The 25948-nt window shown below is 65.8% G+C and carries 23 protein-coding genes; 6 read left to right on the forward strand and 17 right to left on the reverse strand.

All coding sequences use genetic code 11. From position 1 onward, the window contains the following. Positions 1-6 precede the first annotated feature (6 nt). The 3 genes from J7I92_RS01160 to J7I92_RS01170 all read left to right on the forward strand — a co-directional run bounded on the left by J7I92_RS01160 (position 7) and on the right by J7I92_RS01170 (position 2947). A complete protein-coding gene (locus J7I92_RS01160; protein ID WP_214836174.1) occupies positions 7-1050 on the forward strand; it encodes an ABC transporter permease in 1044 nt (347 codons plus the stop codon). Next, positions 1047-1841, forward strand: coding sequence for an ATP-binding cassette domain-containing protein (locus J7I92_RS01165; RefSeq protein WP_214836176.1), 795 nt, complete (start codon positions 1047-1049; stop codon positions 1839-1841). The genes J7I92_RS01160 and J7I92_RS01165 overlap by 4 nt, the downstream gene beginning before the upstream one ends. A gap of 146 nt (positions 1842-1987) precedes the next feature. Continuing rightward, on the forward strand, positions 1988-2947 hold the full coding sequence (locus tag J7I92_RS01170) for a carbohydrate kinase (RefSeq protein ID WP_214836180.1): 960 nt from the start codon (positions 1988-1990) through the stop codon (positions 2945-2947). Here J7I92_RS01170 and J7I92_RS01175 read toward each other — a convergent pair. Next, on the reverse strand, positions 2920-4878 hold the full coding sequence (locus tag J7I92_RS01175; protein ID WP_214836182.1) for a glycoside hydrolase family 32 protein: 1959 nt from the start codon (positions 4876-4878) through the stop codon (positions 2920-2922). The two genes, J7I92_RS01170 and J7I92_RS01175, sit on opposite strands and share 28 nt — an antisense overlap. A 148-nt stretch (positions 4879-5026) precedes the next feature. Next, complete coding sequence (locus J7I92_RS01180; protein WP_214836184.1) at positions 5027-5905, reverse strand: hypothetical protein; 879 nt, start codon at positions 5903-5905, stop codon at positions 5027-5029. 176 nt (positions 5906-6081) lie between these two features. Here J7I92_RS01180 and J7I92_RS01185 point away from each other — a divergent pair, with 176 nt between their 5' ends. Beyond that, a complete protein-coding gene (locus J7I92_RS01185; RefSeq protein WP_214836185.1) occupies positions 6082-9561 on the forward strand; it encodes a DEAD/DEAH box helicase in 3480 nt (1159 codons plus the stop codon). Between the two features lie 17 nt (positions 9562-9578). Here J7I92_RS01185 and J7I92_RS01190 read toward each other — a convergent pair whose 3' ends face one another. From J7I92_RS01190 to urtA, 6 genes are all read right to left on the reverse strand, one after another. Further along, positions 9579-9965, reverse strand: a complete 387-nt coding sequence (locus J7I92_RS01190) for a hypothetical protein (protein WP_214836187.1) — start codon at positions 9963-9965, stop codon at positions 9579-9581. A 246-nt stretch (positions 9966-10211) separates the two neighbouring features. Continuing rightward, complete coding sequence (gene urtE / locus J7I92_RS01195; protein WP_214836189.1) at positions 10212-10904, reverse strand: urea ABC transporter ATP-binding subunit UrtE; 693 nt, start codon at positions 10902-10904, stop codon at positions 10212-10214. Continuing rightward, positions 10904-11707 carry an urea ABC transporter ATP-binding protein UrtD gene (urtD, locus tag J7I92_RS01200; protein ID WP_214836191.1) on the reverse strand — a complete coding sequence of 268 codons (804 nt, stop codon included), beginning with the start codon at positions 11705-11707 and terminating at the stop codon, positions 10904-10906. The genes urtE and urtD overlap by 1 nt, the downstream gene beginning before the upstream one ends. After that, the gene (gene urtC / locus J7I92_RS01205) at positions 11704-12867 is read right to left on the reverse strand and encodes an urea ABC transporter permease subunit UrtC (protein ID WP_214836193.1); all 1164 of its coding nucleotides are present in this window, start codon (positions 12865-12867) and stop codon (positions 11704-11706) included. The genes urtD and urtC overlap by 4 nt, the downstream gene beginning before the upstream one ends. Next, positions 12864-13748, reverse strand: a complete 885-nt coding sequence (gene urtB, locus J7I92_RS01210) for an urea ABC transporter permease subunit UrtB (protein ID WP_214836196.1) — start codon at positions 13746-13748, stop codon at positions 12864-12866. The genes urtC and urtB overlap by 4 nt, the downstream gene beginning before the upstream one ends. A gap of 47 nt (positions 13749-13795) precedes the next feature. After that, positions 13796-14899, reverse strand: a complete 1104-nt coding sequence (gene urtA / locus J7I92_RS01215; protein WP_311380007.1) for an urea ABC transporter substrate-binding protein — start codon at positions 14897-14899, stop codon at positions 13796-13798. Between the two features lies 1 nt (position 14900). On the opposite strand from urtA, the gene J7I92_RS23620 reads away from it, so the two are divergent. Further along, entirely contained in the window at positions 14901-15146 is a 246-nt protein-coding gene (locus J7I92_RS23620; protein WP_251039350.1) for a hypothetical protein, read from the forward strand. Between the two features lie 193 nt (positions 15147-15339). Beyond that, positions 15340-16275: a ketopantoate reductase family protein gene (locus tag J7I92_RS01220; RefSeq protein ID WP_214836202.1), complete on the forward strand. Its 936-nt coding sequence runs from the start codon at positions 15340-15342 to the stop codon at positions 16273-16275. 18 nt (positions 16276-16293) lie between these two features. Here the strand turns inward: J7I92_RS01220 and J7I92_RS01225 are convergent, their stop codons facing one another. The 9 genes from J7I92_RS01225 to J7I92_RS01265 all read right to left on the reverse strand — a co-directional run bounded on the left by J7I92_RS01225 (position 16294) and on the right by J7I92_RS01265 (position 25833). Then, on the reverse strand, positions 16294-17127 hold the full coding sequence (locus tag J7I92_RS01225) for an alpha/beta fold hydrolase (protein WP_214836205.1): 834 nt from the start codon (positions 17125-17127) through the stop codon (positions 16294-16296). Between the two features lie 108 nt (positions 17128-17235). Further along, positions 17236-17658: a heat shock protein transcriptional repressor HspR gene (locus tag J7I92_RS01230; protein WP_214836207.1), complete on the reverse strand. Its 423-nt coding sequence runs from the start codon at positions 17656-17658 to the stop codon at positions 17236-17238. A 40-nt stretch (positions 17659-17698) separates the two neighbouring features. Next, a complete protein-coding gene (locus tag J7I92_RS01235; RefSeq protein ID WP_214836211.1) occupies positions 17699-18685 on the reverse strand; it encodes a DnaJ C-terminal domain-containing protein in 987 nt (328 codons plus the stop codon). A 174-nt stretch (positions 18686-18859) separates the two neighbouring features. Next, on the reverse strand, positions 18860-19540 hold the full coding sequence (locus tag J7I92_RS01240; protein WP_214836214.1) for a nucleotide exchange factor GrpE: 681 nt from the start codon (positions 19538-19540) through the stop codon (positions 18860-18862). Between the two features lie 2 nt (positions 19541-19542). Then, entirely contained in the window at positions 19543-21408 is a 1866-nt protein-coding gene (gene dnaK / locus J7I92_RS01245) for a molecular chaperone DnaK (protein ID WP_214836217.1), read from the reverse strand. Positions 21409-21708: 300 nt separating this feature from the next. Next, positions 21709-22206, reverse strand: a complete 498-nt coding sequence (locus tag J7I92_RS01250; protein WP_214836220.1) for a hypothetical protein — start codon at positions 22204-22206, stop codon at positions 21709-21711. 184 nt (positions 22207-22390) lie between these two features. Then, a complete protein-coding gene (locus J7I92_RS01255) occupies positions 22391-23926 on the reverse strand; it encodes an alpha-N-arabinofuranosidase (RefSeq protein ID WP_214836223.1) in 1536 nt (511 codons plus the stop codon). 51 nt (positions 23927-23977) lie between these two features. Further along, positions 23978-24877: a carbohydrate ABC transporter permease gene (locus tag J7I92_RS01260; RefSeq protein WP_214836225.1), complete on the reverse strand. Its 900-nt coding sequence runs from the start codon at positions 24875-24877 to the stop codon at positions 23978-23980. Positions 24878-24879: 2 nt separating this feature from the next. After that, positions 24880-25833, reverse strand: coding sequence for a carbohydrate ABC transporter permease (locus J7I92_RS01265; RefSeq protein WP_214836228.1), 954 nt, complete (start codon positions 25831-25833; stop codon positions 24880-24882). Positions 25834-25948 lie beyond the last annotated feature (115 nt).

A 25948-nucleotide genomic window follows, 5' to 3' on the forward strand; every position in this document is an offset into this window, starting at 1 on the left:
GCAACCGTGACGCAGCAGCAAACCGCGGGACCGCCCGCCGCCGGGCATGACCTGGCCGAGGAGTTCCTGGACCGCCGGACACCCCTGAGCCGGATCCGCAACGTCCTGCACCGCTACCCTGCCCTCAGCCCGGCCATCGTCCTGCTCGTGGCCGTGATCGTCTTCGGGCTTCTCAACGACCGCTTCCTGCGCGTGGAGAACCTGTCGCTGATCACCCAGCAGGTGGCCGTCGTCGGCACCCTCGCCATTGCGCAGACGCTGATCATCCTCACCGCCGGCATCGACCTCTCGGTGGGCGCCGTGATGATCCTTGCCTCCATGGTGGTGGCCCAGATTGCCGTCGGCAACGGGTTCCCCGGGCCGCTGGCCCTGCTGGCCGGGCTCGTCATCGGCCTGGCCGCGGGAGCCTTCAACGGCTTCCTGGTGACAAGGTTCAGGCTCCCCCCGTTCATCGTGACGCTGGGAACCCTGAACATCTTCATCGCCCTGACCCTGCTGTATTCCGGCGGGTCCACCGTCCGCGGCTCCAGCATGCCGGACCTGCTGACCTGGACCGGAAGCACCTTCCCGGTGGGCCCGGTGCGGATTTCCACCGGCGTGGTGATGATGCTGCTGCTCTACGTGGCGATGGCGTTCATCCTGGGCAAGACAGCCTGGGGACGGCACGTCTACGCAGTGGGCGATGACAAGGAAGCCGCCCGGCTCGCCGGCATCCCCGTCAACCGCGTCCTCATGAGCGTCTACCTCGCCGCCGGTGCCGTCCTGGCCATCGGCGCCTGGATCCAGATCGGCCGGACCAACGCCGCCAGCCCGAACGCCGGAGTCGACCTGAACCTGGACTCCATCACCGCCGTCGTGATCGGCGGCACCAGCCTGTTCGGCGGCCGCGGTTCCGTCTGGGGATCCCTCCTCGGAGCGCTCATCGTGGGCGTGTTCCGCAACGGCCTCTCCCTGGCAGGCCTGGACGTGCTGTACCAGACGCTCGCCGTGGGCATCCTGATCATCATCGCTGTGTCGGTTGACCAGTGGATCCGAAAGGTCAAGTCATGACCGCAACAGACGTACAGTCCGCCAAACCGGAAACCCGCCAGCCGATCCTCCAGGCCCGTAACCTCGTCAAGACCTTCGGCCGGGTGGTTGGCCTCGACGGGGTCAGCCTGGACCTCTACCCCGGCGAGGTCCTCGCCATCATCGGCGACAACGGCGCCGGCAAGTCCACCCTGATCAAATGCCTGACCGGCGCGGAGATTCCCGATTCCGGGGAGCTGACGGTGTCCGGCCAGCAGGTGCACTTCAAGCGGCCGCAGGATGCCCGGGCGCACGGCATCGAAACCGTGTACCAGAACCTGGCGGTCTCGCCGGCCCTGGACGTGGCCTCCAACCTGTTCCTGGGCCGGGAGGAACGCCTGCCCGGGCCGCTGGGGAAGATCTTCCGCGTCCTGGACACGAAAGGAATGCGCCGCAAGGCCAAGGAGGAGCTGACGCGGCTGGGTATTTCGACGCTGCAGGACGTGACGGTGCCAGTGGAGAACCTTTCCGGCGGCCAGCGCCAGGCAGTGGCGGTGGCGCGGGCCGCGGCGTTCGGTTCCAAGGTGGTGGTCCTGGACGAGCCGACGGCGGCACTCGGTGTCCGCGAATCCAACCAGGTCCTGCAGCTTGTGCGGGACCTGCGGGACCGGGGACTGCCCGTCATCCTGATCAGCCACAATATGCCGCACGTGTTCGACGTCGCCGACCGCATCCACATCCAGCGCCTCGGCAAGTGCGCGGCCACGATCACCCCGGAGTCGCACAGCATGACTGACGCCGTGGCCATCATGACCGGCGCGGCCACCGCCTGAAAGGCGCAATTACACCGCGCAGTTACACCCGGCAGTTACACCGCGCAGTCTTCACCAGAAGCAGCAGTTCCACCCCCTCCAGCTACACCAGGCTCCGTCCGCGGACCGGATCACCGGTCCGCGGACGGCTTCACGAAAGAGATGCCATGTCCAACCCCGGTTCCCTGTCCGCCCCCGCCCGCAGCCTCGATGTGGTTGTGGTCGGCGAGGCGCTGATCGACGTCGTCAGCCGTCCCGACGGCGACGTGGAGCACCCCGGCGGTTCGCCGGCGAACGTCGCGTACGGGCTCGGGAGGCTGGGCGTCAGCACCGGGCTGCTCACGGCAATCGGCGACGACGCCCGCGGGGCGGCGATTGAGGACCACCTCGCCGGCGCGGGTGTCGAGCTGCTGCCGGCCGCCAGGTCACTGGCACGCACCGCCTCGGCAACGGCCACTATCGCCGCGGACGGTTCGGCCAGCTACGTCTTTGACATTGAGTGGCGGCTGGAGCCGGTAGTGCCGGCCTACTTTCCCAAAGTCCTGCACACCGGCTCAATCGCCACGTTCCTGGCGCCCGGTGCGGGCACCGTCCGGTCACTGCTGGAGCAGGCCCACCGGGATTGCATGATCACCTACGACCCCAACATCAGGCCGGCACTGCTCGGCAGCCACGGCGAGGCAAAGTCCCTTTTCGAGGAACTCGTCCCGTTGACCGACGTCGTCAAGCTCAGCGACGAAGACGCCCGCTGGCTGTACCCGGGGCAGGATCTGGAACAGACGGCGGAGCGGATCCTGCAGCTCGGCACCGGACTTGCCGTGATTACCGCCGGAGCCGAAGGGTCCCTCCTTGCCACCAGCGGAACCCAGCTCACCATCCCGTCGGTGGCCACCACCGTGGCGGACACCATCGGCGCCGGGGATTCCTACATGGCCGCGCTGATCCTGGGCCTGCTGACCCGGGGCGCCGACGGCTTGGCCCCCGCGGTGCTCGAAGCCATCGGCCGGACGGCATCGGCAGCTGCCGCCATCACGGTCAGCCGTCCGGGCGCCAACCCGCCGACGCTCGACGAACTCCGGGCAGCCCAGGAGCCGGCAGCTCAGGACGTGGCAGCCATCGGGGTGTAGCTGAACGACTTGAGCGTCAGCGTTCCGTCCTTGCTCAATGCCTGCAGCCCCTTTGGATCACCGGCAGAAAAGACCAGCGACGACAGGGTCTTTTCCCCGCCGTTGGCGAAGACCTCAACGGAGCTGTGGTCCACGAAGACCGTCAGCTGGACCTTGCCGTCCCGGGGAGGGGTTTCCGCCCGCCGGACTGTGCCGTATTCGGGGGCGAGTCCGGCGGTTTCCCTGGCGGCTCCGTCCCGTGACACGAACGCTGTTTCTGATTCGAAGTCATAGCCCACCGTGGCGAAAACCCCGTTCCCGGCCAGCAGTTCCACCTTGGCTTCGGAGCCTTCATCACCGGCAGCGCGTTCGAGCGTCAGGTCGAGCCGGTACGCACCGCCCGCGGGCTGAGGCAGCCCCTCGGCGCCGGCGGGGGTAAGCTTGCGGTCCTCCACGGTAGTGGTGTCACCTTCGAGTGACTTCAGCGCATCCGTGGGGGTGGATACCAGGGTGCGCTTTCCGGCGATTGTCTTCAGCCGGATGTCCCTGACCACGGTGTCCATGCCGCCGTGCCAGTCCTTCGTGGGCAGCTTGCGGGCGTAGCTCCAGTTGTTCAGCCAGGCGATCGCATGGCGCGAGCCCATCCGCTGGCTCTCCGTGAGCCGGGGATCGTCCCAGGTCACGGCGGCGTAAAAGTCCGGGCCGTCGTCCAGCCACTGGTGCTCCGCATGCGCAGGCTCAAAGCGGGTCCCGTCCCAGGTCCCCGTCCAGTAAGCCACCCCGGTGGTCTTGCCTTCCTCTGCCCCGTTGGCGCTGGCGGCCAGCACCCACGTTCGTTTGGACGGGTCGCCGTCGACGTCGAGCTGGAAGAGTTCCGGGCACTCGAGGATTCCGAGGCCCTTGCCTTCAAAACCCGAAAGGTAGCGCCATTCCTTCAGGTTGGAAGAAGCGTACAGGCCGATCTTCTCCCCCTCTGCCAAAGCCATGACCCACTGGTTGTTGGCTTCATCGCGGATGATTTTCGGATCACGCCAATGCTGTTCCCCGGGGTTGTCCATCACGGGGTTGCCGTCGTAGGCCTTGAACGAATACCCCTTGTCCGTCGAATAGAACAGCGACTGCCGCTGCACGCCCTCGTCCTGCTGCGTCATCACGGCGATGACGGCGCCCTCGCCGAACCCGGCGGTGTTCCCGTAATCCACCACGGCACTGCCCGTCTCGATGTCGCCGAGGCCGTTCTTGTACTTCTCGATGGCCACGCCTTCGTCCCTCCAGTGCACCAGGTCGGTGCTGGTGACGTGGTACCACTCAGTGCCGTTTTCCTCCGGGTAACCCGAGTTGTAGAGGTAGTAGTAGTGCCACTGACCGTCCAGCCAGAAGGGCCGCTGGGGATCGTTCATCCAGTTTTCCCGCGGCGTGAGGTGGTAGCCGGGACGGTAGGCCGAGGCTCCGTCCGGACGCTCGAACGCTGACTCTGCCGGCGCCGGCAGCTCCGGTCCGGCGCCAAGGTCGGCCAGCATGGCGGTCACCGCTTCGGGGGTGACGCAGTCGGGCCGCGGAATGTCAGCCGAGCCTGCCAGCACCACCTGGTCCCCCGCGCTGGACCGCGCATAGACTTCCTGCCCCACCCGTGCCGCGGCCACCCAGCCGTCGGCGCATTCGATCGTGCGGAGGTCTGCGACCCCCTCCGTCCGCAGCGGATGCGCCAGGGCCTCCAGGCTGCGGTCCCCGCCGGCCAGCCAGAATGAGCCGTAGCGGCCCTTCGCCTTTTTGGCCTCCGACTGTGCCTTGGCGATGTCAGCCAGCGCTTCCTCGGCCGGGCCGGGCGGAGCGGGCCGCGACCCGACGCCCGCCACGATGGCCACGGCCACCAGCACCAGGGCTGCGGCAGCGGCCACCGCGGCCCACAGGGCCCGCGGAGTGATTTTGTTGGGAAAAAACCTGAGTGACATAGACACCGATCATCGTGATGCAAAAAACGCCGGCGCCGGGATTAAAGCCGGCGCCGGCGTTCTGCATTCTGGTCTGAGTTCACTCAATTTTACAGGGGACGGCGTCCATGTGCCCCGTTGGCATCAGCCCGGGGCCGGACGGGGGTCCTCAGGCGTCGGCCTCTTCGAACTCCACTGCGGCAATGACCTCGTTGGTCGAGGGGCTGATCATGTAGGCCTCGTCGTCTTCCTCCACCATGACGAAATCGCCCTGGTCGGTGGTGAAGTGCCAGCCGAGGATGGTCTCCCCGTTGTGCTGGTAGTTGGGATCGCCCATGGTGATTTTCTGCAGCTCATGGCCCGCGACGTCGCACAGCTCGTGGATGATCAGTTCGAACTCCGGAGCATTCTCGAGGGACTCTTCCGCGGCCTCGGCCCGGCGTTCCGCGAGGTTGGGGATCTGGGACACCCGCTCGGCGATGTGCAGCTCCAGCTGCTCCTCGCTCAGCAGCAGCAGGCCTTCCTGGCCGCGCAGCCACGCGGCGTTGAGGGCGACGATATCCTCCGTTTCCAGCAGCGACTCGAATTCGTCGTCGAGCTCTTCAAGGTCCCGGACCGCAGCCCGGGACCGTGCCTCCTCCGCAACGTCACCCTCGCCGTCGTCAAATCCCTCCGGGTCCCCGTCCAAATAGGCGTCCGCGTCGTCTTCGGACAGCGCATCAAAGGCTGCGGCGGTGCGGTTGAACAGCGCCAGGTGGGCAGTGGCGCCCATGCCTTCAAGGCCTTCCCGGACGTAGGCGTCGATCTCTTCGCGTTGGGGCACCGTGAAGACGTACTGCGCGAAACCGCCAGCGAGCGCCTGGGTGAGGTAGAAGTCGACGTAGTAGCTGCGCAGGGCGTTGGGCGCGATTTCCGGAGCGTCCAGCAGCTCGGCGTACATGGCGTTGACCACCGTCACGTTGGAATCAACAACATCCTCATTGGCCGCCTCGGCGCTTTCGACGGTCAGGACGACGGTGTGCTTGCTGACGGGGTGGCCGGTGTTCATGGGGAATCCTCACTGCTGAAGCGGTTCATGCTCAGGACCCTTTCACGCTAGGCGCCGGAGCAGTCCTTGGGCTGAGGGGGAGTTGAACGTTGGGCGAAGTTTCAGGGCGTCTTCCGGCTCGATAAGATGGATCAGATAACCTGCAGATTTTTGACCTGCTGAAAGTAGCGCGCACCATGCCATCCCAACCGGACGAGAGTGCGGCACTGGCAATACAGACCCCCGCGATCAACGACCGCTCCCTGGCGGCCGGGCTCGCCTACGCCATGGGCAGCCGGGTCTCGGCGATTTCCTTTGACGCGGCCACCGGACTGATGCTCGGCAAGGTCCGCGGCGGAGCGGACGCGCCTTATTCGACCACCGCGAAGCTGGTCCGCAGGGCCGGCGGCTGGAGCTGCACGGTCGGAGTGTGCAGCTGCCCGGTGCGGAAGGACTGCAAGCACGTGGCCGCGCTGCTGTTCGCGGCCGAGGACAACCCGGCCACCCGCGTCCAGCTCCTGGCCCCGGCCGAAGGGGCCCGGCTGTCCCGTGAGCCGCTCGCACAGGAGATGCCGGACTGGGAACAGGCGCTTGGCCCTCTCATTGCCCGGCCGGGTATCACGCCGTCCACCAACGGCATTCCACTGGCCCTGCAGTTCGACATTGAAGAGCCCGCTCCGCATTTCTCCTACACCGGCCGGCGGGATCCGCTCCGCAGCGTCCGCCAGCTGAAGGCGCGTCCGGTGATCATGGGTGCCAAGGGCAAATGGATCCGCGGCGACGTCTCCTGGAACACCCTGAGCTACCTCAACTACCGGCGTGAATGCAACGAGGCGCATGTGGAGTGGATGCAGGAATTCCTGGCCTCCCACACCGCCCTCGCGAACCGCCAGCACAATTCCACGGCACCCTGGCTGGGGCTGAACACCTATGCCGGGAAGAATTTCTGGAGCCTGCTCGCCCAGGCCCGGAAGATCGGCGTCGCACTGGTCCATGCCGGCAGCCAGGAACCCGTGCGGTTCGTGGAGGAACCGGCCGCCGTCGGCCTTAACCTGACCCGCTCCGGCGCTTCCGGCGATAAGACGGCCGGTGACGAAACGGCCGGGGATGAAACGGCCGGCACCGCCGCCCAAAACGGGAAAGCGCCCGACGACGGCGGGCTGACGCTCGCGCCCACTATCACCGTTGTGGGGGAAGTGGTTGATCCGGCGTCCGTGGGGACCATCGGCCGGCCGGCCCACGGCATCTTCCTGACGTCCGGAAGCGATGCCCTGCCCGGCGTGGGTGCCGGATCGGTCATCACGCTGGCTCCCCTGGAGGGCGGCCTCAGCGAGGAACTTTTGACGTTCGTCACGGCCGGCAGCACCCTGCATATTCCGGCCCGGGACGAAACACGCTTCCTGACCGGCTTCTACCCGAAGCTCAAGCAGACCGCCCGGGTCACCGCCTCGGACGAGTCGGTGGAGCTTCCCACCCTTGCCGTTCCCACTTTGTCCCTCCTGGCCAACTACGGCACGGACCACAAAGTGCGGCTGCACTGGGAGTGGCACTACACCTCCGGGAACCTGGTCACGGCGCAGCCGTTGTGGCGGCACCCGGGCGACCACGGCTACCGCGACGACGCCACGGAAGCCCGCATCCTCGAAGCCGTGGGCCAGCCCTGGGAAATCGTCCCCAAGCTGGGCGAATCGGCCACCGCCGGCTGGGGCACGCCGCGGCTGGCGGCGTCGGCCGAGCTGAGCGGGCTGGACACCCTGGCGTTCACGGAGGAAGTCCTCCCCCGGCTCCGCAACACCCCGGACGTGATCGTGGATACCTCGGGCGACATCGCGGACTACCGTGAGGCAGAAGAAGCCCCGGTGGTCTCCATTTCGACCAAGGCCACGGACCAGCGCGACTGGTTCGATCTCGGCATCCAGATTTCCCTCGAGGGCCAGCCGGTGTCCTTTGCTGCGTTGTTCTCCGCGCTCGCGGCAGGCCAGACGAAGATGCTCCTGCCCAGTGGCGCCTATTTCTCCCTGGACCTGCCCGAGCTGCATCAGCTGCGGGCGCTCATCGAGGAGGCCCGTTCGCTCCAGGACAACAAGGACGCGCCGCTGCAGATCAGCCGCTTCCAGGCCGGGCTCTGGGATGAGCTGGCGCACCTGGGCATCGTGGACCATCAGGCCGCGGCCTGGCGCGAGGCGGTGGGCGGGCTCCTGGAGGGCGGCATCAACGGGCTGCCGCTGCCGGCCACGCTGAACGCCGAGCTGCGTCCGTACCAGCTGGAGGGTTTCAACTGGCTGAGCTTCCTCTACCGGCACGGGCTGGGCGGGGTGCTGGCTGACGACATGGGCCTGGGCAAGACCGTCCAGGCCCTGGCACTCGCGTGCGCCGCGAAGGAGCACGCCCGTGCGGACGGCCCAGCAACGGCAGCGGACACGGCGGCCGACGGCGGCGCACCCTTTTTGGTGGTGGCCCCCACCAGCGTGGTGGGCAACTGGGAGGCGGAGACGGCGCGCTTCGCGCCCGGGCTCACCGTCCGCGCGATCGGCGAGACGTTTGCGAAGAGCGGCGCGGACCCGGCCGAGGCCATGGCCGGCGCTGACATCGTGATCACCTCCTACGCCCTGTTCCGTATCGACTACGAGGCGTATGCGTCACGGGAATGGTCGGCCCTGGTGCTGGACGAGGCCCAGTTCGTGAAGAACCACCAGTCCAAGGCCTACCAGTGCGCCCGCAAGCTGCCCGCCGCGTTCAAACTGGCCATCACCGGCACCCCGCTGGAAAACAACCTGATGGAGTTCTGGGCGCTCACCTCGATCGTGGCTCCTGGCCTGTTCGCGAGCCCCGGCCGGTTCGCTGAGTATTACCAGAAGCCGGTGGAAAAGAACGGTGACAAGGGGCAGCTGGAAAAGCTCCGCCGTCGGGTCCGTCCGCTGATGATGCGGCGGACGAAGGACCAGGTCATCAAGGACCTGCCGCCCAAGCAGGAGCAGGTCCTCGAGGTGGTGCTCAACCCGCGGCACCAGAAGGTGTACCAGACCCACCTGCAGCGCGAGCGGCAGAAGATCCTGGGCCTGATCGACGACGTCAACAAGAACCGCTTCACCATCTTCCAGTCGCTCACCCTGCTGCGCCAGCTCAGCCTGGACGCGTCCCTGGTGGACCCGGCACTGACCGGCGTCCGGTCCAGCAAGCTGGACGTGCTGTTCGAGCAGCTGGAGGATCTCGTGGCGGAGGGCCACCGGGCGCTGATCTTCAGCCAGTTCACCGGCTTCCTGGGCAAGGTCCGGGAACGGCTCGTCGAAGAGAAGATCGAGTTCTGCTACCTCGACGGCAGCACCCGCAACCGGTCCGACGTGGTGAACGAGTTCAAGAACGGTTCCGCGCCCGTGTTCCTGATCAGCCTCAAGGCCGGCGGCTTCGGCCTGAACCTGACCGAGGCGGACTACGTGTTCCTGCTGGACCCGTGGTGGAACCCTGCCTCGGAGGCGCAGGCCGTGGACCGCACCCACCGGATCGGCCAGGCGCGCAACGTGATGGTCTACCGGCTGGTGGCCAAGGACACCATCGAGGAAAAGGTCATGGCGCTGAAGGCGAAGAAATCGCAGCTGTTCGCGGACGTGATGGAGGGCGATGCGCTCTCCGGCGGTTCCCTGACCGCGGAGGACCTGGCCGGCCTCTTCAACGACTGACAGTTTGGTGAGTGGCGTCAGCCCATTGCAGGTGCCAGGGACCGTCCGGATGACAGCTGCTTCCGGGCCCAGCGGGCGAATTTCTTGCCCTTGCCCTTCCACCAATTGTCCTCGTCCTTGTCGTGGTGCAGGCGGAAGATGATCATCACCATTACAAAGACACCCATGACGACGTCCATCCAGGACCAGAACACGGCGTCCATCAGCACGCTAATGCCCATGACCAGGACCGACGGCACTGCGAGCGTCCGGAAAATGGTGCTGGCCACGTAGCGCCGGTGGGATCTGGGCACCGACAGGGCGCGGACCATGTCGAAGCAGACGCACACCACCACCATCGCCTGGCCCAGGGACAGCAGGACCTGCCCGGCCATGGATCCGGCGAACATGGCAACCGATTCCATCCCCGGGCTCATCGGACGCCGCCCATCGTTTCAGGGCGCGGACAGGACACGACGGGACTGCAGAAAACACACATAAGGAATACCCCCAGAGACCAGAGACAAGCTGTGAGACCAAGCTGTGCTCCATTGAAGCCGCTGCCGCTCCGGTCCGTCACGAGTAGTCTGTACTCTATTCTTCCGGGGCGGAGTGCAGAGCGCTCTTCCGGGTACTCAGTCCGGACGGGGGTGTCCTGCCGCGGCGTGCTGTTAGATGAGCATCGCCTCGCGTACTTCTGCCGCGGATTCCGCGCCGCCCGTGCCCCGGGAACTGACCCGGCCGGCGGCGAGCAGGTAGTAGCTGTCGGCGGCGTTCAGCGCAAAGCCGATGTGCTGTTCCACCAGCAGGACACGCATGCCACTGCGCTGGGACAGCTTGATGATGGTCTCCTGGATTTCGGCCACTACATTGGGCTGTATTCCCTCCGTGGGCTCGTCCAGGACGAGCAGCGTGGGTTCCGTGACCAGGGCGCGGGCGATGGCCAGCTGCTGCCGCTGCCCGCCGGACAGGAGGCCGGCAGGCCGGGCCAGCAGCGGGTTGAGCGCCGGAAACATGTCCAGCGCTTCAGCCACGCGTTCCTTGCCGTTCCGGCGGCCGTCGGCCACCAGCCGGAGATTCTCGAGGGCGGTCAGTTGCCCGAACGACTGCTGCCCCTGCGGAACGTAGGCCATGCCCCGCGCCACCCGTTGGTGCGGCCGGAGGGCGGACACATCCTCCCCGTCAAGCTTGATGGTCCCGCGGGTGGGCTTGAGCAGTCCGACGACGGCGCGCAGTAGCGTGGTCTTTCCGGCTCCGTTGTGGCCTAGGACAGAGACGAGTGAGCAGTCCGGGACGGTGAGATCCACTCCGGAAATAACCTGTGTGCGCCCGTAACCGGTTTGCAGGTCCAAGATTTCCAGCATCAGTGCCCTTCCAATCCGGCAGTTCCCAGATACACGTCCTGCACTTTCTTGTCAGCCTGCACCTGTGCCACGCTTCCCTCGCTCAGGACCTTTCCGGCCGCGAGGACGGTCACCGACGTGGCGAACTCCCGGACGAAATTCATATCATGTTCGATCACCAGTGTGATGCGGCTCGCAGCGATCCGGCGCAGGAGGAGCCCTGTTTCGTCACGCTCGTCCTGGCTCATTCCGGCGATGGGTTCGTCTAGCAGCAGCACCTCCGCGTTCTGGACAAGCAGCATGCCGATCTCCAGCCACTGCTTTTGCCCGTGCGCCAGCGTTCCGGCCTGCTTGTCCGCTGCCTTTTCGAGCCCAATGATCTCCAAGGCTTCCTGCACTGCGGGGTCCACCCTCGTCCGGCGCCGCAGCAACTCCGCGGCCTTCCGGCCGGGGCCGGCGGCTATGTCCAGGTTCTGAAGCACTGAGAGGTTCTCGAAGACGCTCGCCGTTTGGAACGTCCGGCCGACGCCCAGTCGCGCGATCTTGTGCACCTTCCGGCCCAGGATCTCGGTGCCGGTGTGGTTCACTGACCCAGCGGCCGGAACCAAGCCGGTGATCGCGTCAATGATGGTTGTCTTGCCGGCCCCGTTGGGTCCGATCAGGAACCGCAAATCCCCCTGGATGACGTCGAGGGTCACCCTGTCGACGGCAACGAACCCGTCGAAGGCCACGGTGAGGTCGCGTACCTCCAAGTACTTGGGTCGGCCGTGGCGGAGTCCGCCGGCGCGTGGCTCGCCGTCGGGCAGCAGCGCGGGGGTGGTCATCTGCTTGCCTCTTCCGGGACATTCGCTGCGGTGGCTGGTGCTGGGTGGGCAGGTTCCGGCGCGTGCGTGGCCGGCGCGGTGGCCGACCCCTTGCCGCCGCGTTCGATCCGCCGCCGCTTCAGCCGGGAAACGAGTTGCGGCAGCGACGCGAGGCCGCCCGGCATGAACCCGATGACCAGTACGAAAAGCAGGCCCTGGAAATAGACCCAGAAGGACGGAAACGTGGAGGCCAGGCTGGTCTGGGCAACGGCCACGCCAAGCGCGCCAAGGACCGGCCCCAGCAGAGTGGCCCTGCCGCCGATCGCCACACCGATCAGGAAGGCGATGGACGGAATGACGCCAACATCTGCCGGCGAGATGATCCCGACGATGGGCACGAACAAGGCACCGGCGATCCCCGCCATCACGGCCGCGATCACGTAGGTGAGGGTCTTGATGGTGGCCGGGTCGTAGCCCAGGAACCGGACCCTTTCCTCCTGGTCACGGACTGCGACCAGGAGTTCGCCAAAACGGCTGTGCATGAGCTGCCGGGTCGCAGCCAGGGCCAGCAACAGCACAACGGCGGCCACCGAATACAGCATGAGCTTGTTGGCCGGGTCCTTCAGGTCGAATCCAAAGAATGACCGGAAACCACTGAGTCCGTTGGAACCGCCGGTGGTGGCCTGCTGGCCCATCAGGAACACTGCGAAAGCTGCCGCAAGTGCCTGGCTCAGGATGGCGAAATACGCACCCTTGACCCGGCGCTTGAACACGGCGAGGCCCAGGAGCAGGGCTACCAGTGCCGGGGCAAGGACGACGGCTGCCAGGGTCACCACCGGGCTCCGGAACGGCTCCCACCAACCGGGGACCTCGCCGCTGCCATACAACGACATGAAGTCAGGCACACCGGACCCGCCGAAGAGGGAGGCGTCCGCCAGCTTCAGGTGCATGGCCATGATGTAGGCGCCGAGCCCGAAGAAAACACCCTGGCCCATGGTCAACATGCCGCCGCGCCCCCATGCCAATCCGATGCCGACGGCCACGATCGCGAAGCAGATGAATTTCCCTAGAAGCGCCAGGTTGAAGACCGAGAGCGCTGCGGGAGCTGACACAAGCAGCAGCAGCGCGCCGGCGGCCAAGCCGGCCGGTGCCGCCCACCGGCTTTGCAGGAAGGTGCTCATGCCAGGCTCCTTGTCTTGAGGCTGAAGATGCCCTGCGGCCGGAGCTGAAGGAAAACCACGACCAGGACAAGGATGAGCACCTTGCCGATGCTCGCCGTTGTCGAGAATTCAAAGACGGACTGCAGCACGCCGAGGGCGAAAGCGGCGATCACGGCTCCCTTGATCTGGCCGAGTCCCCCGGCCACCACCACCAGGAAGGCGTCCACAATGTAGTTGGTGCCCAGGTAGGGGCCCGTGGAGCCGATCAGGGTGACGGCCACGCCCGCAACTCCGGCGAGGCCGGATCCGATGAAGAAGGTCAGCTGGTCGGTGCGCCGGGAGGAGATGCCGCTGGTTTCGGCCAGGTCCCGGTTCAGGACCACCGCCCTGATGCGGCGTCCCAGCGGCGTCGCCCTGAGGATCAGCACGAGTCCCGCCAGGCAGACCAGGGACAGCAGCAGGATGAAGAGGCGGGTGAGCGGGATGGGTGCGCCCAGCAGTTCCATGTTGCCCTGCAGCCAGGCAGGTGCCCGGACGTCCACGCTGGGAGCGCCAAAGATGTCCCGGGCGGCCTGCTGCAGGATGAGTGCCACCCCGAACGTGACCAGCAGCGTATCCAGCGGCCGGTGGTACATCCGCCGCAGCAGTAAGCCCTCGAGCACCAGCCCCAGCAAACCACCCACCAGGAAGCCCACTGGAATGGAAACGAGCAGGGAGACGCCGGCATCGGAGATGCTCCGCTGCACCACGAAGGCCGTGTATGCACCGGCCATCATGAGCTCGCCGTGGGCCATGTTGATGACCCCCATCTGGCCGAAGGTCAGTGACAGCCCCAGTGCAGCCAGCAGCAGCACCGAGCCGAGACTGAGTCCGGCGAACATCTGTCCAATCAGCAGTTCCATTCCAGTGGGCCTTTCCTCCGGGGTTTTCTGCAGCGTGGTGGAGCCGGCTACTTGGCCAGTTCCTTGGCCCACTCGTAGCTGGCGAGGAACGGGTCAGGTTCCACGGCCTGCGGCGAAGACCAGACGGTTTCGATCAGGCCCTCTGAGTTGATCTTGCCGATGCGGGGAGTCTTGGTGATGTGGTTGTTCTCCCCGCTCACGGTGACCGTGCCTTCTGGCGCATCGAATGTCACGCCGTCGGCGGCTGCCTGGACCTTGTCCACGTCAAAGGAGCCGGCCTTTTCCACCATGGCCTTCCACAAGTACAACGAGGTATATGCCGCTTCCATGGGGTCGCTGGTCACACGCTCAGCGCCGAACTTCGTTTTGAACGCGGCGACGAACTTCTTGTTGGCAGGGGTATCGATCGTCTGGTAATAGTCCCAGGCGGTGAGCTGGCCCTCCACGTTTTCCAGTCCGACGCCGGGAACTTCTTCTTCGGCGATGGATACCGAGACCACGGGCATGGATTCGGCGGTCAGTCCAACGCTCTTGTATTGCCGGAAGAAGGCCACGTTGCTGTCACCGTTAAGGGTGTTGAAGACGGCGTCGGCCTTGGAATCGCGGACCTTATTCACGATGGTGGAGAACTCCGTGGACCCCAGCGGCGCGTATTCCTCGCCGAGGACCTCCATGCCGTGCGCGGCGGCGTAGGCCTGGATTATCTTGTTGGCCGTGCGGGGGAAGACGTAGTCGCTGCCCACGAGGAAGATGGATTTGGTGCCCTGTTCGGCCAGGTAGTCCAGGGCCGGGATGATCTGCTGGTTGGTGGTGGCGCCGGTGTAGAAGATGTTCTTGGAGGCTTCCAATCCCTCATACTGCACCGGGTAGAACAACAGGGCGTCGTTGGCTTCGAAGACGGGGAGCATGGCCTTGCGGCTGGAGGACGTCCAGCCACCGAAGACCGCGGCCGTGCAGTCCTGCTGGATCAGCTTCCCGGCACGTTCCGCGAATTTCGTGGGTTCACTGGCGCCGTCCTCGCTGATCACCTGGAGCTGCTTTCCCATCACGCCGCCGGAGGCATTGATCTCCTCGGCCGCCAGGCTCAGGGAATCGAAAACCGTGTTTTCACTGATGGCCATGGTGCCGGAGAGCGAGTTGATGAATCCCACCTTGACGCTGCTGCCCGACGTGTCGACGCATGAACTGGCGCCGCTGGTGGTGGAATTGGCGGCGGCCGGATCCGAAATCTGGCTGCCGCAGCCAGCCACGGCAGTCGCCATTATTGCCGCGGCCAAGGGGATTAAAGAGCGCTTGGTTACTGAAACCCTCATGATTACCTGCTTCTCGCTCCGCGCTGCCTCCCGGCAGCGGCTGGTGTTCAAAGGTCCTGATGGGAACCCATGGCGCTCAATCTAGGAGGGAATTGTTTCAGCAGGCAGGACGGTTCGTTTCCGTGCTATTTCGGGCAGGGCTTACTCGTCTAGCACAACGCTCATGGACAGTAAGTCCGCTGACAAATGGCGGAAAACAGGGGCGGAAACGCTAACCTGAGGGAACTTCGCCGCCGTCATCTTCGAATCCGGGCCGACACATCCACCTAAGGAGCAACATGACGACCGAGTCGAACGCAGCAAGGATCCTGGTTGTCGGTGCCGGTGCCACCGGCGGGTACTTCGGCTCGTGTCTGGTGCGGGGCGGCCGGGACGTGACCTTCCTCGTCCGGGAGGGGCGTGCCGCGACGCTGCGCCGACGCGGCCTGCGCGTGGTAGGACTGGGACGCGAAGAAGTCATCGAACCGAACCTGGCCACCGCGGCCGAGCTGGACGGCCCGTACGACCTGGTGCTGGTCACAGTGAAAGCGGCGGGACTGTCCCAGGCCCTGGCAGACCTTGCACCCGCGGTGGGGCCGGAGACCGTCTTCATTCCGTTCCTCAACGGCATGGCCCACATGGACGCGCTGGAGGCGGCCTTCTGCGCCCGGCGCGTCCTCGGCGGCATCGTCAAGGTGGTCACCACCCTCACCGACGACGGCGACATCCTGCAGATGAATCCCCTGGCGACACTTACCGTCGGGGAACAGCACGGCCCGCCGAGTGGCCGGGTCCTGCGGACGGTGGATCTCCTCACGGTGCCCGGGTTCAAGGCGTCCGCCACCGCCGATGCCCTGGCAGCGATGTGGCACAAGTGGGTTTTCATCGTCACGGCAGGCGTCGTCACCTGTCTGATGAGGGGACCCGTGGGCGCCATCGTCGCAGTGCCCGGGGGGACGGAATTCGTGCGCTCGGTCCTGGCCGAAGCCGGCAGCGTAGCCGCCGCGGCCGGTTATCCGGTGCCGGACCGCGAAACAGAGCTCTCCCTGGGCATGCTCACCGAGCCCGGATCTACCTTCACCTCGTCCCTCTACCGCGACGTGGTGGCCGGCCGCGCCGGCGAGAGCGACCACCTGCTGGGCGACTTCACCCGGCGGGCACGCCTCCTCGGAGCGGACACGCCGCTGATCGACCTGGCCCTGATGCAGCTCAGGATCAGTGCCGCAACCGGCTAGCGTGCCGCTCCCAGGGCGCTACTTCTTCAGGAAGGCCAGCAGGGCCTCGTTGATTTCCTGCGCGTGCGTCCACAGCATTCCGTGCGGGGCGCCTTCGATTTCGACGTAGTCCGCTGCCGGCAGGGCTTCCCTGAAGCGGCGGCCGGTGACGTCGATGGGCAGGATGTTGTCCGCGGTTCCGTGCAAGATGAGGGCAGGAACGTCGATCTTCGGGATGTCCGCCCGGAAGTCCGTCAGCCAGGTGGGCTGCGCCGCCCAGGAGGCGTACGCGGAGGACTTGCTGGCTGTCGCCCAGCTGGCCCGCAAGGCTTCTTCGCTGAGGCGGCTGCCAAGGGTGTCATCGGTGTTGAAGAAGTTCTTGAAGAACTCGGTGAAGAACGCGAAGCGGTCTTCCTTCACGGCGCTGAGCAGGCCGTCGAACACGTCCTGCGGAACGCCGTCGGGGTTGTCCTCCGTCTTGAGCATGAAAGGCTCGAGGGAACCGAGGAACACAGCCTTGGAAACCCTCCCGGAACCGTAGGTGCTGAGGTAGCGGGCCACTTCGCCGGTTCCCATCGAGAAGCCGACCAGCACGGCGTCGGACAGGTCCAGTTCGGTCAGCAGGATGTTGAGGTCGGCGGCAAAGGTGTCGTACTCGTAGCCCTCGGTGGGCTGGCTGGATTTGCCGAAGCCGCGGCGATCGTAGGTGATCACGCGGTAGCCGGCGTCCAGCAGCACAGCGGTTTGCCGTTCCCACGAAGCACCGTCCAGCGGGTAACCGTGGATGAGGACCACCGACTGTCCCTGTCCGTGGTCCTCGTAGTAAAGCTCGACGGCGGTGCTGTTTTCTTTTCCGACAGAGACAAAGGCCATGGTGGCGTTCCTTCCGGGGCGGTGAACGGGGCGTGACCACCCACTCTGTTCCGGCCGGCGTCCCGTGTCAAGGAACGGCGCGCCGCCCGTCCCGGCCGGCAGGTTCAGTCAGTCCGACGGGCGCGGGCGCCACACCACAAGCGCCTGGGACCGGGCGCGGGGCCGCTGGCCGCGGGCCAGGCTCACCACGTCCCCGGCTGTTCCTGCTGCGAAAATGCGTGAATCCAGCGGCGAGCGGCGGCGGCCCAGTTCCTCCGTCAGTTCGGTCACCCGGCGCTGAAGCGCGGCGACCTGGTTCTCCAGCTGCAGGATCCGCTTGATGCCTTCCAGCGACACACCTTCGTGGGAAAGCCGCTGCACCTCCCGGAGCACGTTGACGTCACGCTGCGAGTACCGGCGGGACTTTCCGGGCGCGCGGCTCGGCGAGACGATGCCCAGCCGGTCATACTGCCGCAAGGTCTGCGGGTGCATGTCCGCCAGTTCTGCCGCCACCGAGATGACGAAGATCGGCTGATCGAAGTCAATGTCCATGCCGGCCCTCTCCCTAACCCCTGTCCTGTACCTGCGGCCCCTAGAGGCGTGCCTTGGCTGCCAGTCCGGACCGGACGTCCTCACCATTGGTGGCCGCGGCGAAGGCCGCCACGGCGTCCTGCGCTTCCTTGGTCAGCTTCTGCGGAACCACGACGTCGATGGTCACCAGCAGGTCGCCGGTCGCCTTGGAGTGCTTCACGCCGCGGCCTTTGACGCGCAGCGTGCGTCCGGACGGCGTCCCCGCGGGAACTCGGACCTTGACCTTGTCGCCATCAATCGTCGGCACCTCGATGTCGGCGCCCAGTGCCGCCTCCGGGAAGGTGACGGGAACGTGGATGCGGAGGTTGTCGCCGTCGCGCGTGTAGAAATCGTGGGGTTTGACGTTGACGGTGACCATCAGGTCACCGTTGCCGGCCGGGCCGTACTGGCCCTTGCCCCGGACCCGGACCTTCTGGCCGTCCTTGATGCCGGCCGGGATCCGGACGTCGATAACGTCGCCGTCCGGCTCGCGCAGGCCGATGGTGGTCCCGCGGATGGAGCCGGCGAAGGAGATGGTGGTGGTGGCCGTACGGTCGGCGCCCTTCTGCGGTGCGCGCTGGTAGCCGGCCGGACCGCCGGCGCCGCCGAACCCTCCGCCGAACAGGTCGGCGAACTCCGGCGGAATGCCGCCGGCTGTGCTGTAGCCACCGGAGTGGCGTCCGCCGCCGCCGGTGAACAGCCCGCCGAACAGGTCCTCGAACCCTCCGTTGGCACCGGCACCGCCGGCACCGTGAGGTGCAAACCGGGCGCCGCCGCCCATGGCGCGGATGGCATCGTACTGCTGCCGCTCATCCGGATCGGACAGCACGGAGTACGCCTCGGAGATGTCCTTAAACTTCTTCTCCGAAGCGGTGTTCCCCGAATTGGTGTCCGGGTGGTGCTGCCGCGCAAGCTTCCGGTAAGCCTTCTTGATATCGGCGTCGGAAGCGTCCTTGGCAACTCCAAGGATCTTGTAGAAGTCCTTGTCCACCCAATCCTGGCTAGCCAATGGCGTTTCCTTTCAAAAGTACAAAAGCGTTAAGGCGAGACTACCTCTGAGCCGTAGCGGATGAGGGGCCCGGGAGTGGCATCGGGCCTGCCGGAGCCGGGTGGCCAAGGATCGCAGATCCCTGGCCACCCGGCGTAGGGGCGGGGCCCCCTCATCCGCGAAGGCGGAAGAAGCCTACGCCGGGACTGCGACGATAACCTGTGCTGCCCGGAGGACGCGCTCGCCTGACTTGTAGCCTGAGCGGAGCACCTGGCTGACCGTGTCGGTGTCGATGTCCTCGCCGGGCTGCTGGATGAGGGCCTCGTGGATCGTGGGGTCGAACTCCACTCCGGTCTCATCGATGCGCACCAGTCCGTAGGTCTTCAGCGCGTTTTCCAGCTTGGCGGCGATCGCGGCGAACGGGCCGTCCGCGAGGTCGCCGTGCTGGCGGGCGGCGTCGACGTCGTCCAGGACCGGAAGCAGCGAGTTCAGGACGCCGATGACGGCCATCTCCCCTGCCACGGCGCGGTCGCGCTCAACGCGCTTGCGGTAGTTGACGTACTCGGCCTGGAGCCGGAGCAGGTCGTTCTTCAGCTCGGCTGCCACGGACGCTTCGGTTCCCTGGGCGACGGATTCCTCCGCCGGAACCTCCACCTGGTTGAGGATTTCCTCGGCCTGGGAGAGGGCGTCGCCGTCGGTTTCGGCGGTGTTGTCCGCGCCGGCTGCCTGCTCGGGGTGGCGGGCCGCTCCGGTCTCCGGGTCAACCTTGCGGTTATCCCGGATGACCGGCTTCTGCTGCCCGCCGTCCCCGTTGTCACGGCCTTGCTGCTGGTCTTTGGAGAAGCTGTGCTCTTCCTCGTTACCGTGGTGCGGCATGGCTACTTCTTCTCTTCTTCGTCAACGATCTCGGCGTCGACGATGTCTTCGTCAGCACTCTTTTCTCCGGCAGCGGCACCTTCAGCACCTGCGGCACCGGTGGCACCGTCCGGCGAACCGGCCTGTGCGTAGATGGCCTCGCCGAGCTTGGTCTGGGAAGCCTGCAGCTTCTCGAACGCGGTCTTCACGGCGGCGTCGTCGGTGCCTTCGAGCGCCTTCTTGAGGGCGTCGACGTCGGCCTGGACCTCGGTCTTGACCTCTTCAGGCAGCTTGTCGGCGTTGTCGGCGATCAGCTTGTCCACGGAGTAGGCGAGCTGCTCGGCCGTGTTGCGGGTGTCGGTAGCCTCGCGGCGGGCCTTGTCCTCCGCTGCGTGCTCCTCGGCGTCCTTGACCATGCGGTCGATGTCTTCCTTGGAGAGCGCGGTGCCGCCGGTGATGGTCATGGACTGTTCCTTGCCGGTGCCCTTGTCCTTCGCAGAGACGTGCACAATGCCGTTGGCGTCGATGTCGAAGGTGACCTCGACCTGCGGGACGCCGCGGGGAGCCGGAGCGATGCCGGTCAGTTCGAAGGTGCCCAGCGGCTTGTTGTCGCGGGTGAACTCGCGTTCGCCCTGGAAAACCTGGATGGCCACGGACGGCTGGTTGTCGTCGGCCGTGGTGAAGGTCTCGGACCGCTTGGTGGGGATGGCCGTGTTGCGCTCGATCAGGTGCGTCATGACACCGCCCTTGGTTTCGATGCCCAGGGACAGCGGGGTGACGTCGATCAGCAGCACGTCCTTGCGCTCGCCCTTCAGGACACCTGCCTGCAATGCGGCGCCGACAGCCACGACCTCATCCGGGTTGACGCCCTTGTTGGGCTCCTTGCCGCCGGCCAGTTCCTTGACCAGCTCGTACACGGCGGGCATACGGGTGGAACCGCCCACTAGGACGATGTGGTCAATCTCGGAGAGCTTGATGCCGGCTTCCTTGATGACGTCGTGGAACGGCTTCTTGGTGCGCTCGAGGAGGTCCTTGGTGAGGTCCTGGAACTTGGCGCGGGTCAGCTGCTCGTCCAGGTGGACCGGGCCGTCGGGGGTGACGGAGAGGTACTGGAGCGAAACGTTGGTGCTGGAGGAGGAGGAGAGTTCCTTCTTGGCCTGCTCTGCGGCTTCGCGGAGGCGCTGGAGGGCGATCTTGTCCTTGGAGAGGTCAATGCCCTTGACCTTGAGCTGGTTGAGCAGGTACTCAACGACGCGGTTGTCCCAGTCGTCGCCGCCGAGGCGGTTGTCGCCGGCGGTGGCGCGCACCTGGATGGTGGAGAAGTCGTCTTCGTCCTTGCCGACTTCCAGCAGGGAGACGTCGAAGGTTCCGCCGCCGAGGTCGAAGACCAGGATAAGCTCGTCTTCCTTGCCCTTGTCCAGGCCGTAGGCGAGTGCAGCGGCGGTGGGCTCGTTGACGATGCGCAGGACGTTCATGCCCGCGATTTCGCCGGCTTCCTTGGTGGCCTGGCGCTCAGCGTCGTTGAAGTAGGCCGGAACGGTGATGACGGCGTCGGTGACCTTTTCGCCGAGGTAGGACTCGGCGTCGTTCTTTAGCTTCATCAGCACACGGGCGGAGATTTCCTGCGCGGTGTACTTCTTGCCGTCAATGTCGACCTTCCAGTCGGTGCCCATGTGGCGCTTGACGGAGGCGATGGTGCGTTCGATGTTGTTGACGGCCTGGCGCTTGGCGATCTCGCCGACCAGGACCTCACCGGCCTTGGAGAACGCAACGACGGACGGCGTGGTGCGGCCACCCTCGGCGTTGGCAATAACGGTGGGCTCGCCACCTTCGAGAACGGAGACGACGGAGTTGGTGGTTCCGAGGTCGATACCTACTGCACGTGACATGTGTTGCTTCCTTCTTTCCTTGGAAACGATCCGGCGCCCGGTCGCCGGGGCGGACGATTCAGGCTGGGTCGAAATTCAGGGACGCCCACTCATTGAGCGATCTAGACTCAACTTTACTCAAGGCTGGACTTAAGTCAATCCAAGTTGAGTCCCCTACGCTCAACTTTGAAAATCTGGCGGCAAGTGCGAACGGACACTTGGGCCCCAACGACAGCGCGAACGGACACTTGGGCCCCCTTGCAGAGGGTGCCCAAGTGTCCGTTCGCGCTTAGAGTGGGCAGGTTAGGAGGCGGGCGAAGCTCAGGGGAGGTCCCCCGGCTGGTCTTCAGGGAGCGAGCCGGGCACGTCGTCGTCCAGGGTGTCTTCCTCCACCGGCACTTCATCCTCTTCGAGCCTGTGTTCCTCGGCCGCCGCAGCAATATCAGGCTCCGAGGCAAGGCCCGCTGCTCCGGCAGTTCCGGCAGTGCCGGCGGTTCCGGCAGTTCCGGCAGCGCCATAGTCGCCGTCCGAATACTCTGATTCGCCGGCAGTCACCAGGTTTTCCCCCGCCTTTCCGGCCCTGCCGTAGTCACCGGCCCCGTATTCTCCTTCGACTGCGGCGGCCCGCTCCCCGACCTCTCCGGCTGCTCCGTAGTCACCTTCGGGATACTCGCCGTCTGCGGCGGCCGCTGACTCCTCGTGGGCAATTCCCGCGTTGCCGTAGTCGCCGTCGACATACTGGCCGCTTTCCCCCTTGGTTGTCGGGGCGGGTTCCCCGGTACGCGGCTTTCCGGCTTCAAATTCACTGTTCTCTGACACTGACGGATCCCTCCTGGAAGCATCTGGCGCCCGGACGGGTGCACGGGAAGTCTATCCATCCGCCACGCGCTTCAAAAGGGGCGCGTGGCACTGATTGCGGCGGGACGGCAGCCATGGAACGCGAGGCGGGCGGACACGAAAACGTGCCGCCCGCCGTCGTCCGTCAGCGTTTCAGTTCCTTACGTCAGTTGCGCACGACCTCCAGTTCGATGGCCGCCCAGGACAGCGCGGGAAGGTTGGCCCGGACTTCGCCGCCGGCGGCTTTGACGCCTTCCAGCGGGGCAAGGCCGACGGCGTCCGGGGTGCCCTGGGTGTTGGTGACGAACCGGTCTGCGCCGTCGGGGATGCGCAGGACTTCCGCCCGGACCACCTGGCGGGCGTCGAAGCCGCGAAGCACCACTTCCACGTCCGCCGCTTCGTCCAGCCCGCGGTTTGCGAGGAAGAGTGCGATGCGCCCGGTTTCCTCGTTCCAGGTGGCGCTGACGTCCACCAGGTCGGCGTCGCCAAATTTCGCATTGCTGTATTTGTCCGAATCGACTGCCAGCCGGAGGATCCGGCCGTGCGCCAATTCAGCCATGCGGGCGAACGGGTGGAAGATCGTCTGCTTCCATGCCGGCCCGTTTTCCTCGCTGAGGATGGGGGCGATCACGTTGACCAGCTGCGCCTGGTTGGCGATCTTGACCCGGTCACCGTGGCGGAGGAGGGAGTTGAGGAAGGTGCCGACGACGACGGCGTCCGTCACGTTGTATTTGTCCTCGATGACGCGGGGGTGCTCGCGCCAGCCGTGCCTGCCGACCTCCGCAGGACTGTCGGCGTCACCGGGGCGGGTGTACCAGACGTTCCATTCGTCGAAGGAAAGATTGATGTGCTTCTTGTGCTTGCCCTTGGCGCGGACGGCGTCCGCGGTGGCGACCACGGATTCGATGAAGTAGTCCATGTCCACGGCACTGGCCAGGAAGCTGCCGGCGTCGCCGTCGTGCTCCTGGTAGTAGGCGTGCAGCGAGACGTAGTCCACCTGGTCGTAGGTGTGGGTGAGGACGGTCTGTTCCCAGGCGCCGAAGGTAGGCATGCCGGAGTTGGAGCTGCCGCAGGCCACCAGTTCAATGTCCGGGTCCACGAAGCGCATGGCCTTGGCGGCTTCCTGTGCCAGCCGGCCGTATTCCTCGGCTGTCTTGTGGCCGATCTGCCAGGGGCCGTCCATCTCGTTGCCGAGGCACCACAGCTTGATGTTGAACGGATCCTCGTGGCCGTTCTTGCGGCGCAGGTCGGACAGCCGGGTTCCGGACTGAATGTTGGCGTATTCCACCAGCTCGCGTGCTGCGTCCACGCCGCGGGTGCCCAGGTTGACGGCTTCCATGACCTCCACCCCGGCTTCGCGAGACCAGTCCACGAATTCATGCAGGCCGAAGGCGTTGGTTTCGAGCGTGTGCCAGGCGCCGTCCAGCCGGCGCGGGCGTTCGGCCACCGGCCCGACGCCGTCCTCCCAGTTGTATCCGGAGACGAAGTTTCCGCCGGGATAGCGGACCACGGTTGCTCCGAGCTCCTTGACGAGATCCATGACGTCACGGCGGAAGCCGCGTTCGTCGGCCCGGGGGTGGCCCGGTTCGTAGATGCCGGTGTAGACGCAGCGGCCCATGTGCTCCACAAAGGATCCGAAGATCCGGCGGGGAACCTCGGCTACGGTGAAGTCGCGGTCAATGGTGATTCGTGCGCGGGACATGTTGCTCCAGTCCTGGTGTGTGGGTTGGGACGGCTTGGGTGGTGGGCTGGCTCAGGTGCCGGCGAGGCCGGTGGTGGCCACGCCCCTGATGATCTGGCGCTGGAAGAACAGGAACACCACGATCAGGGGCAGTGCGGCGAGCAGGGCCGAGGCCATGTTCTGGGCGTACTGGATGCCGTAGGCGCTCTTGATGGTCTGCAGGCCGACGGGCAGGGTGAGCAGCGAGCTTTCGTTGGTGGCGATGAACGGCCAGAGGAAGTTGTTCCAGGCGCCGATGAATACAAAGATGGCGACGGCGGCGAGGATGGGCCGGGACAGCGGGAGCACGATCGTGGTGAAGATCCGCAGCCGGCCCGCACCGTCCATCAGGGCCGCTTCCTCGAGTTCACGCGGGATCTGGTCGAAGAACTTCTTGAGCACGAACACCATCGGCGAATGGATCACCTGCGGCAGGATCAGCGCCCAGTAGGTGTCGATGAGGTTCAGCGACTGCATCTGCTGGAACAGCGGGATGATCAGGACCGGCGGCGGAATGATGATGGACGCCACGATCACGCCCATCAGCATCCTCTTCCCGCGGAAATCGATCCTGGAAATGGCGTAGGCCACGGACGCGGAAATCACCAGGGTGATGGCGGTGATCGCTGCGGAGGTGAACAGCGAGTTGAGCGTCCAGGTGGGGATGTTGCCGCTTTGCAGCACTTTGGCGAAGGCATCGAAGGTGAATCCCGACGCCGGTATCCAGCTGATGGGGGTGGACGCGGCATCCGTTTCACTCTTCAAAGCGGTTACCGTGGCCCAGGCAAAGGGCACGAGCCACGCCACGGCGAGGACGGACACCACGACGGTGGCCAGGGCGCGGGACAGCGGCGTTTTCGGGCGCCGGTTTGGCAGCGATTCGGCGGAACCTTCGGGCTGGAGCGCAGGCTTGGAAAGTGTGGTGGTAGCCATGGCTAGGCGCTCCTTTTCCGGGTGATGAAGACCTGGGCCAGCGCAATGAGCAGGATCAGGCCGAAGAAGATGTAGGAAATGGCTGCGGAGTAGCCCAGCCGGTAGCCCGTGAAGCCGGCTTCGAAGATGTACTGCACGATGGACCGCGTCGCCCCGCCCGGCCCGCCTTCGGTCATCTGGTAGATCTGGTCGAAGACCTTCAGCGACGCGAGGATCTGCAGGATGACGATCATCACCGTGGTGGGGCCCAGCTGGGGCAGGCTGATGGAGAAGAACTGCCGCCAGCCGCCGGCGCCGTCCAGCGAGGCTGCTTCGTAGTGCTGCTGCGGGATGTTCTGCAGCGCGGCCAGGTACAGCAGGAAGTTGAAGCCCACGGTCCACCAGACCGTTGCGATCACGATGGCCCACATCGCCACCGAGGGATCGTTCAGCCAGGCCACCGGCGGGATGCCCAGTTTTGCCAGGAAGTCGTTGAACAGGCCGAGCTCCGGGTTGTACATCCAGGCAAAGAAGAGCGACACCACGGTGGAGGCGAGCAGGAACGGGGAGAAGAAGGAGAGCCGCCACAGCCACTGCGCGGGAAGGCCCATGTTGACGAGGGCTGCCAGGGCCAGGGCGATCACCACCAGAGGAACCGTGCTGATGAGGGTGAAGTACAGGGTGTTCCCCAGCGACCGCCACATGTCCGAGTCGGCGAACGCCTCGGTGTAGTTGGCCAGGCCGATGAACCCGCTGTTGGCGCCGGTGAGGGATTTTCCGGTGAGGCTCATGATGGCCCCGGAAATCATCGGCCAGACCAGGAACATCAGGAAGAAGACCAGGAATGGGGCTGAGAAGGCCCAGCCGTGGATGTTGTCGCGGCGGGACCGGGACGATTTCACGACTGGTGCCGGAAGGTCGCTGCGCCGGATGCCGGACGATTCCCGGGCGGGCGCTGTTGCAGGGGCGGTGCTCATGAGGACTCCTTTGTCACGAACGGGTCGATGCTCAATCGGGATGCGGCGGCCGTGCAGGATGCGGCATGGGTGCCGGATGCGGGGGCCGGGCAGGGTTCGGTGCTTACACCGGTTT

The organism is Arthrobacter sp. ISL-72 (genome assembly GCF_018613755.1).
GTDB lineage: Bacteria > Actinomycetota > Actinomycetes > Actinomycetales > Micrococcaceae > Arthrobacter.

Excerpts from the sequence above, each read along its gene's own strand:
- J7I92_RS01165 (WP_214836176.1), top strand. The coding sequence starts at position 1,047 with ATGACCGCAACAGACGTACAGTCCGCCAAACCGGAAACCCGCCAGCCG.
- J7I92_RS01170 (WP_214836180.1), top strand. The coding sequence starts at position 1,988 with ATGTCCAACCCCGGTTCCCTGTCCGCCCCCGCCCGCAGCCTCGATGTG.
- J7I92_RS01175 (WP_214836182.1), bottom strand. The coding sequence starts at position 4,878 with ATGTCACTCAGGTTTTTTCCCAACAAAATCACTCCGCGGGCCCTGTGG.
- J7I92_RS01180 (WP_214836184.1), bottom strand. The coding sequence starts at position 5,905 with ATGAACACCGGCCACCCCGTCAGCAAGCACACCGTCGTCCTGACCGTC.
- J7I92_RS01185 (WP_214836185.1), top strand. The coding sequence starts at position 6,082 with ATGCCATCCCAACCGGACGAGAGTGCGGCACTGGCAATACAGACCCCC.
- J7I92_RS01190 (WP_214836187.1), bottom strand. The coding sequence starts at position 9,965 with ATGGAATCGGTTGCCATGTTCGCCGGATCCATGGCCGGGCAGGTCCTG.
- urtE (WP_214836189.1), bottom strand. The coding sequence starts at position 10,904 with ATGCTGGAAATCTTGGACCTGCAAACCGGTTACGGGCGCACACAGGTT.
- urtD (WP_214836191.1), bottom strand. The coding sequence starts at position 11,707 with ATGACCACCCCCGCGCTGCTGCCCGACGGCGAGCCACGCGCCGGCGGA.
- urtC (WP_214836193.1), bottom strand. The coding sequence starts at position 12,867 with ATGAGCACCTTCCTGCAAAGCCGGTGGGCGGCACCGGCCGGCTTGGCC.
- urtB (WP_214836196.1), bottom strand. The coding sequence starts at position 13,748 with ATGGAACTGCTGATTGGACAGATGTTCGCCGGACTCAGTCTCGGCTCG.
- J7I92_RS01220 (WP_214836202.1), top strand. The coding sequence starts at position 15,340 with ATGACGACCGAGTCGAACGCAGCAAGGATCCTGGTTGTCGGTGCCGGT.
- J7I92_RS01225 (WP_214836205.1), bottom strand. The coding sequence starts at position 17,127 with ATGGCCTTTGTCTCTGTCGGAAAAGAAAACAGCACCGCCGTCGAGCTT.
- J7I92_RS01230 (WP_214836207.1), bottom strand. The coding sequence starts at position 17,658 with ATGGACATTGACTTCGATCAGCCGATCTTCGTCATCTCGGTGGCGGCA.
- J7I92_RS01240 (WP_214836214.1), bottom strand. The coding sequence starts at position 19,540 with ATGCCGCACCACGGTAACGAGGAAGAGCACAGCTTCTCCAAAGACCAG.
- dnaK (WP_214836217.1), bottom strand. The coding sequence starts at position 21,408 with ATGTCACGTGCAGTAGGTATCGACCTCGGAACCACCAACTCCGTCGTC.
- J7I92_RS01255 (WP_214836223.1), bottom strand. The coding sequence starts at position 23,926 with ATGTCCCGCGCACGAATCACCATTGACCGCGACTTCACCGTAGCCGAG.
- J7I92_RS01260 (WP_214836225.1), bottom strand. The coding sequence starts at position 24,877 with ATGGCTACCACCACACTTTCCAAGCCTGCGCTCCAGCCCGAAGGTTCC.
- J7I92_RS01265 (WP_214836228.1), bottom strand. The coding sequence starts at position 25,833 with ATGAGCACCGCCCCTGCAACAGCGCCCGCCCGGGAATCGTCCGGCATC.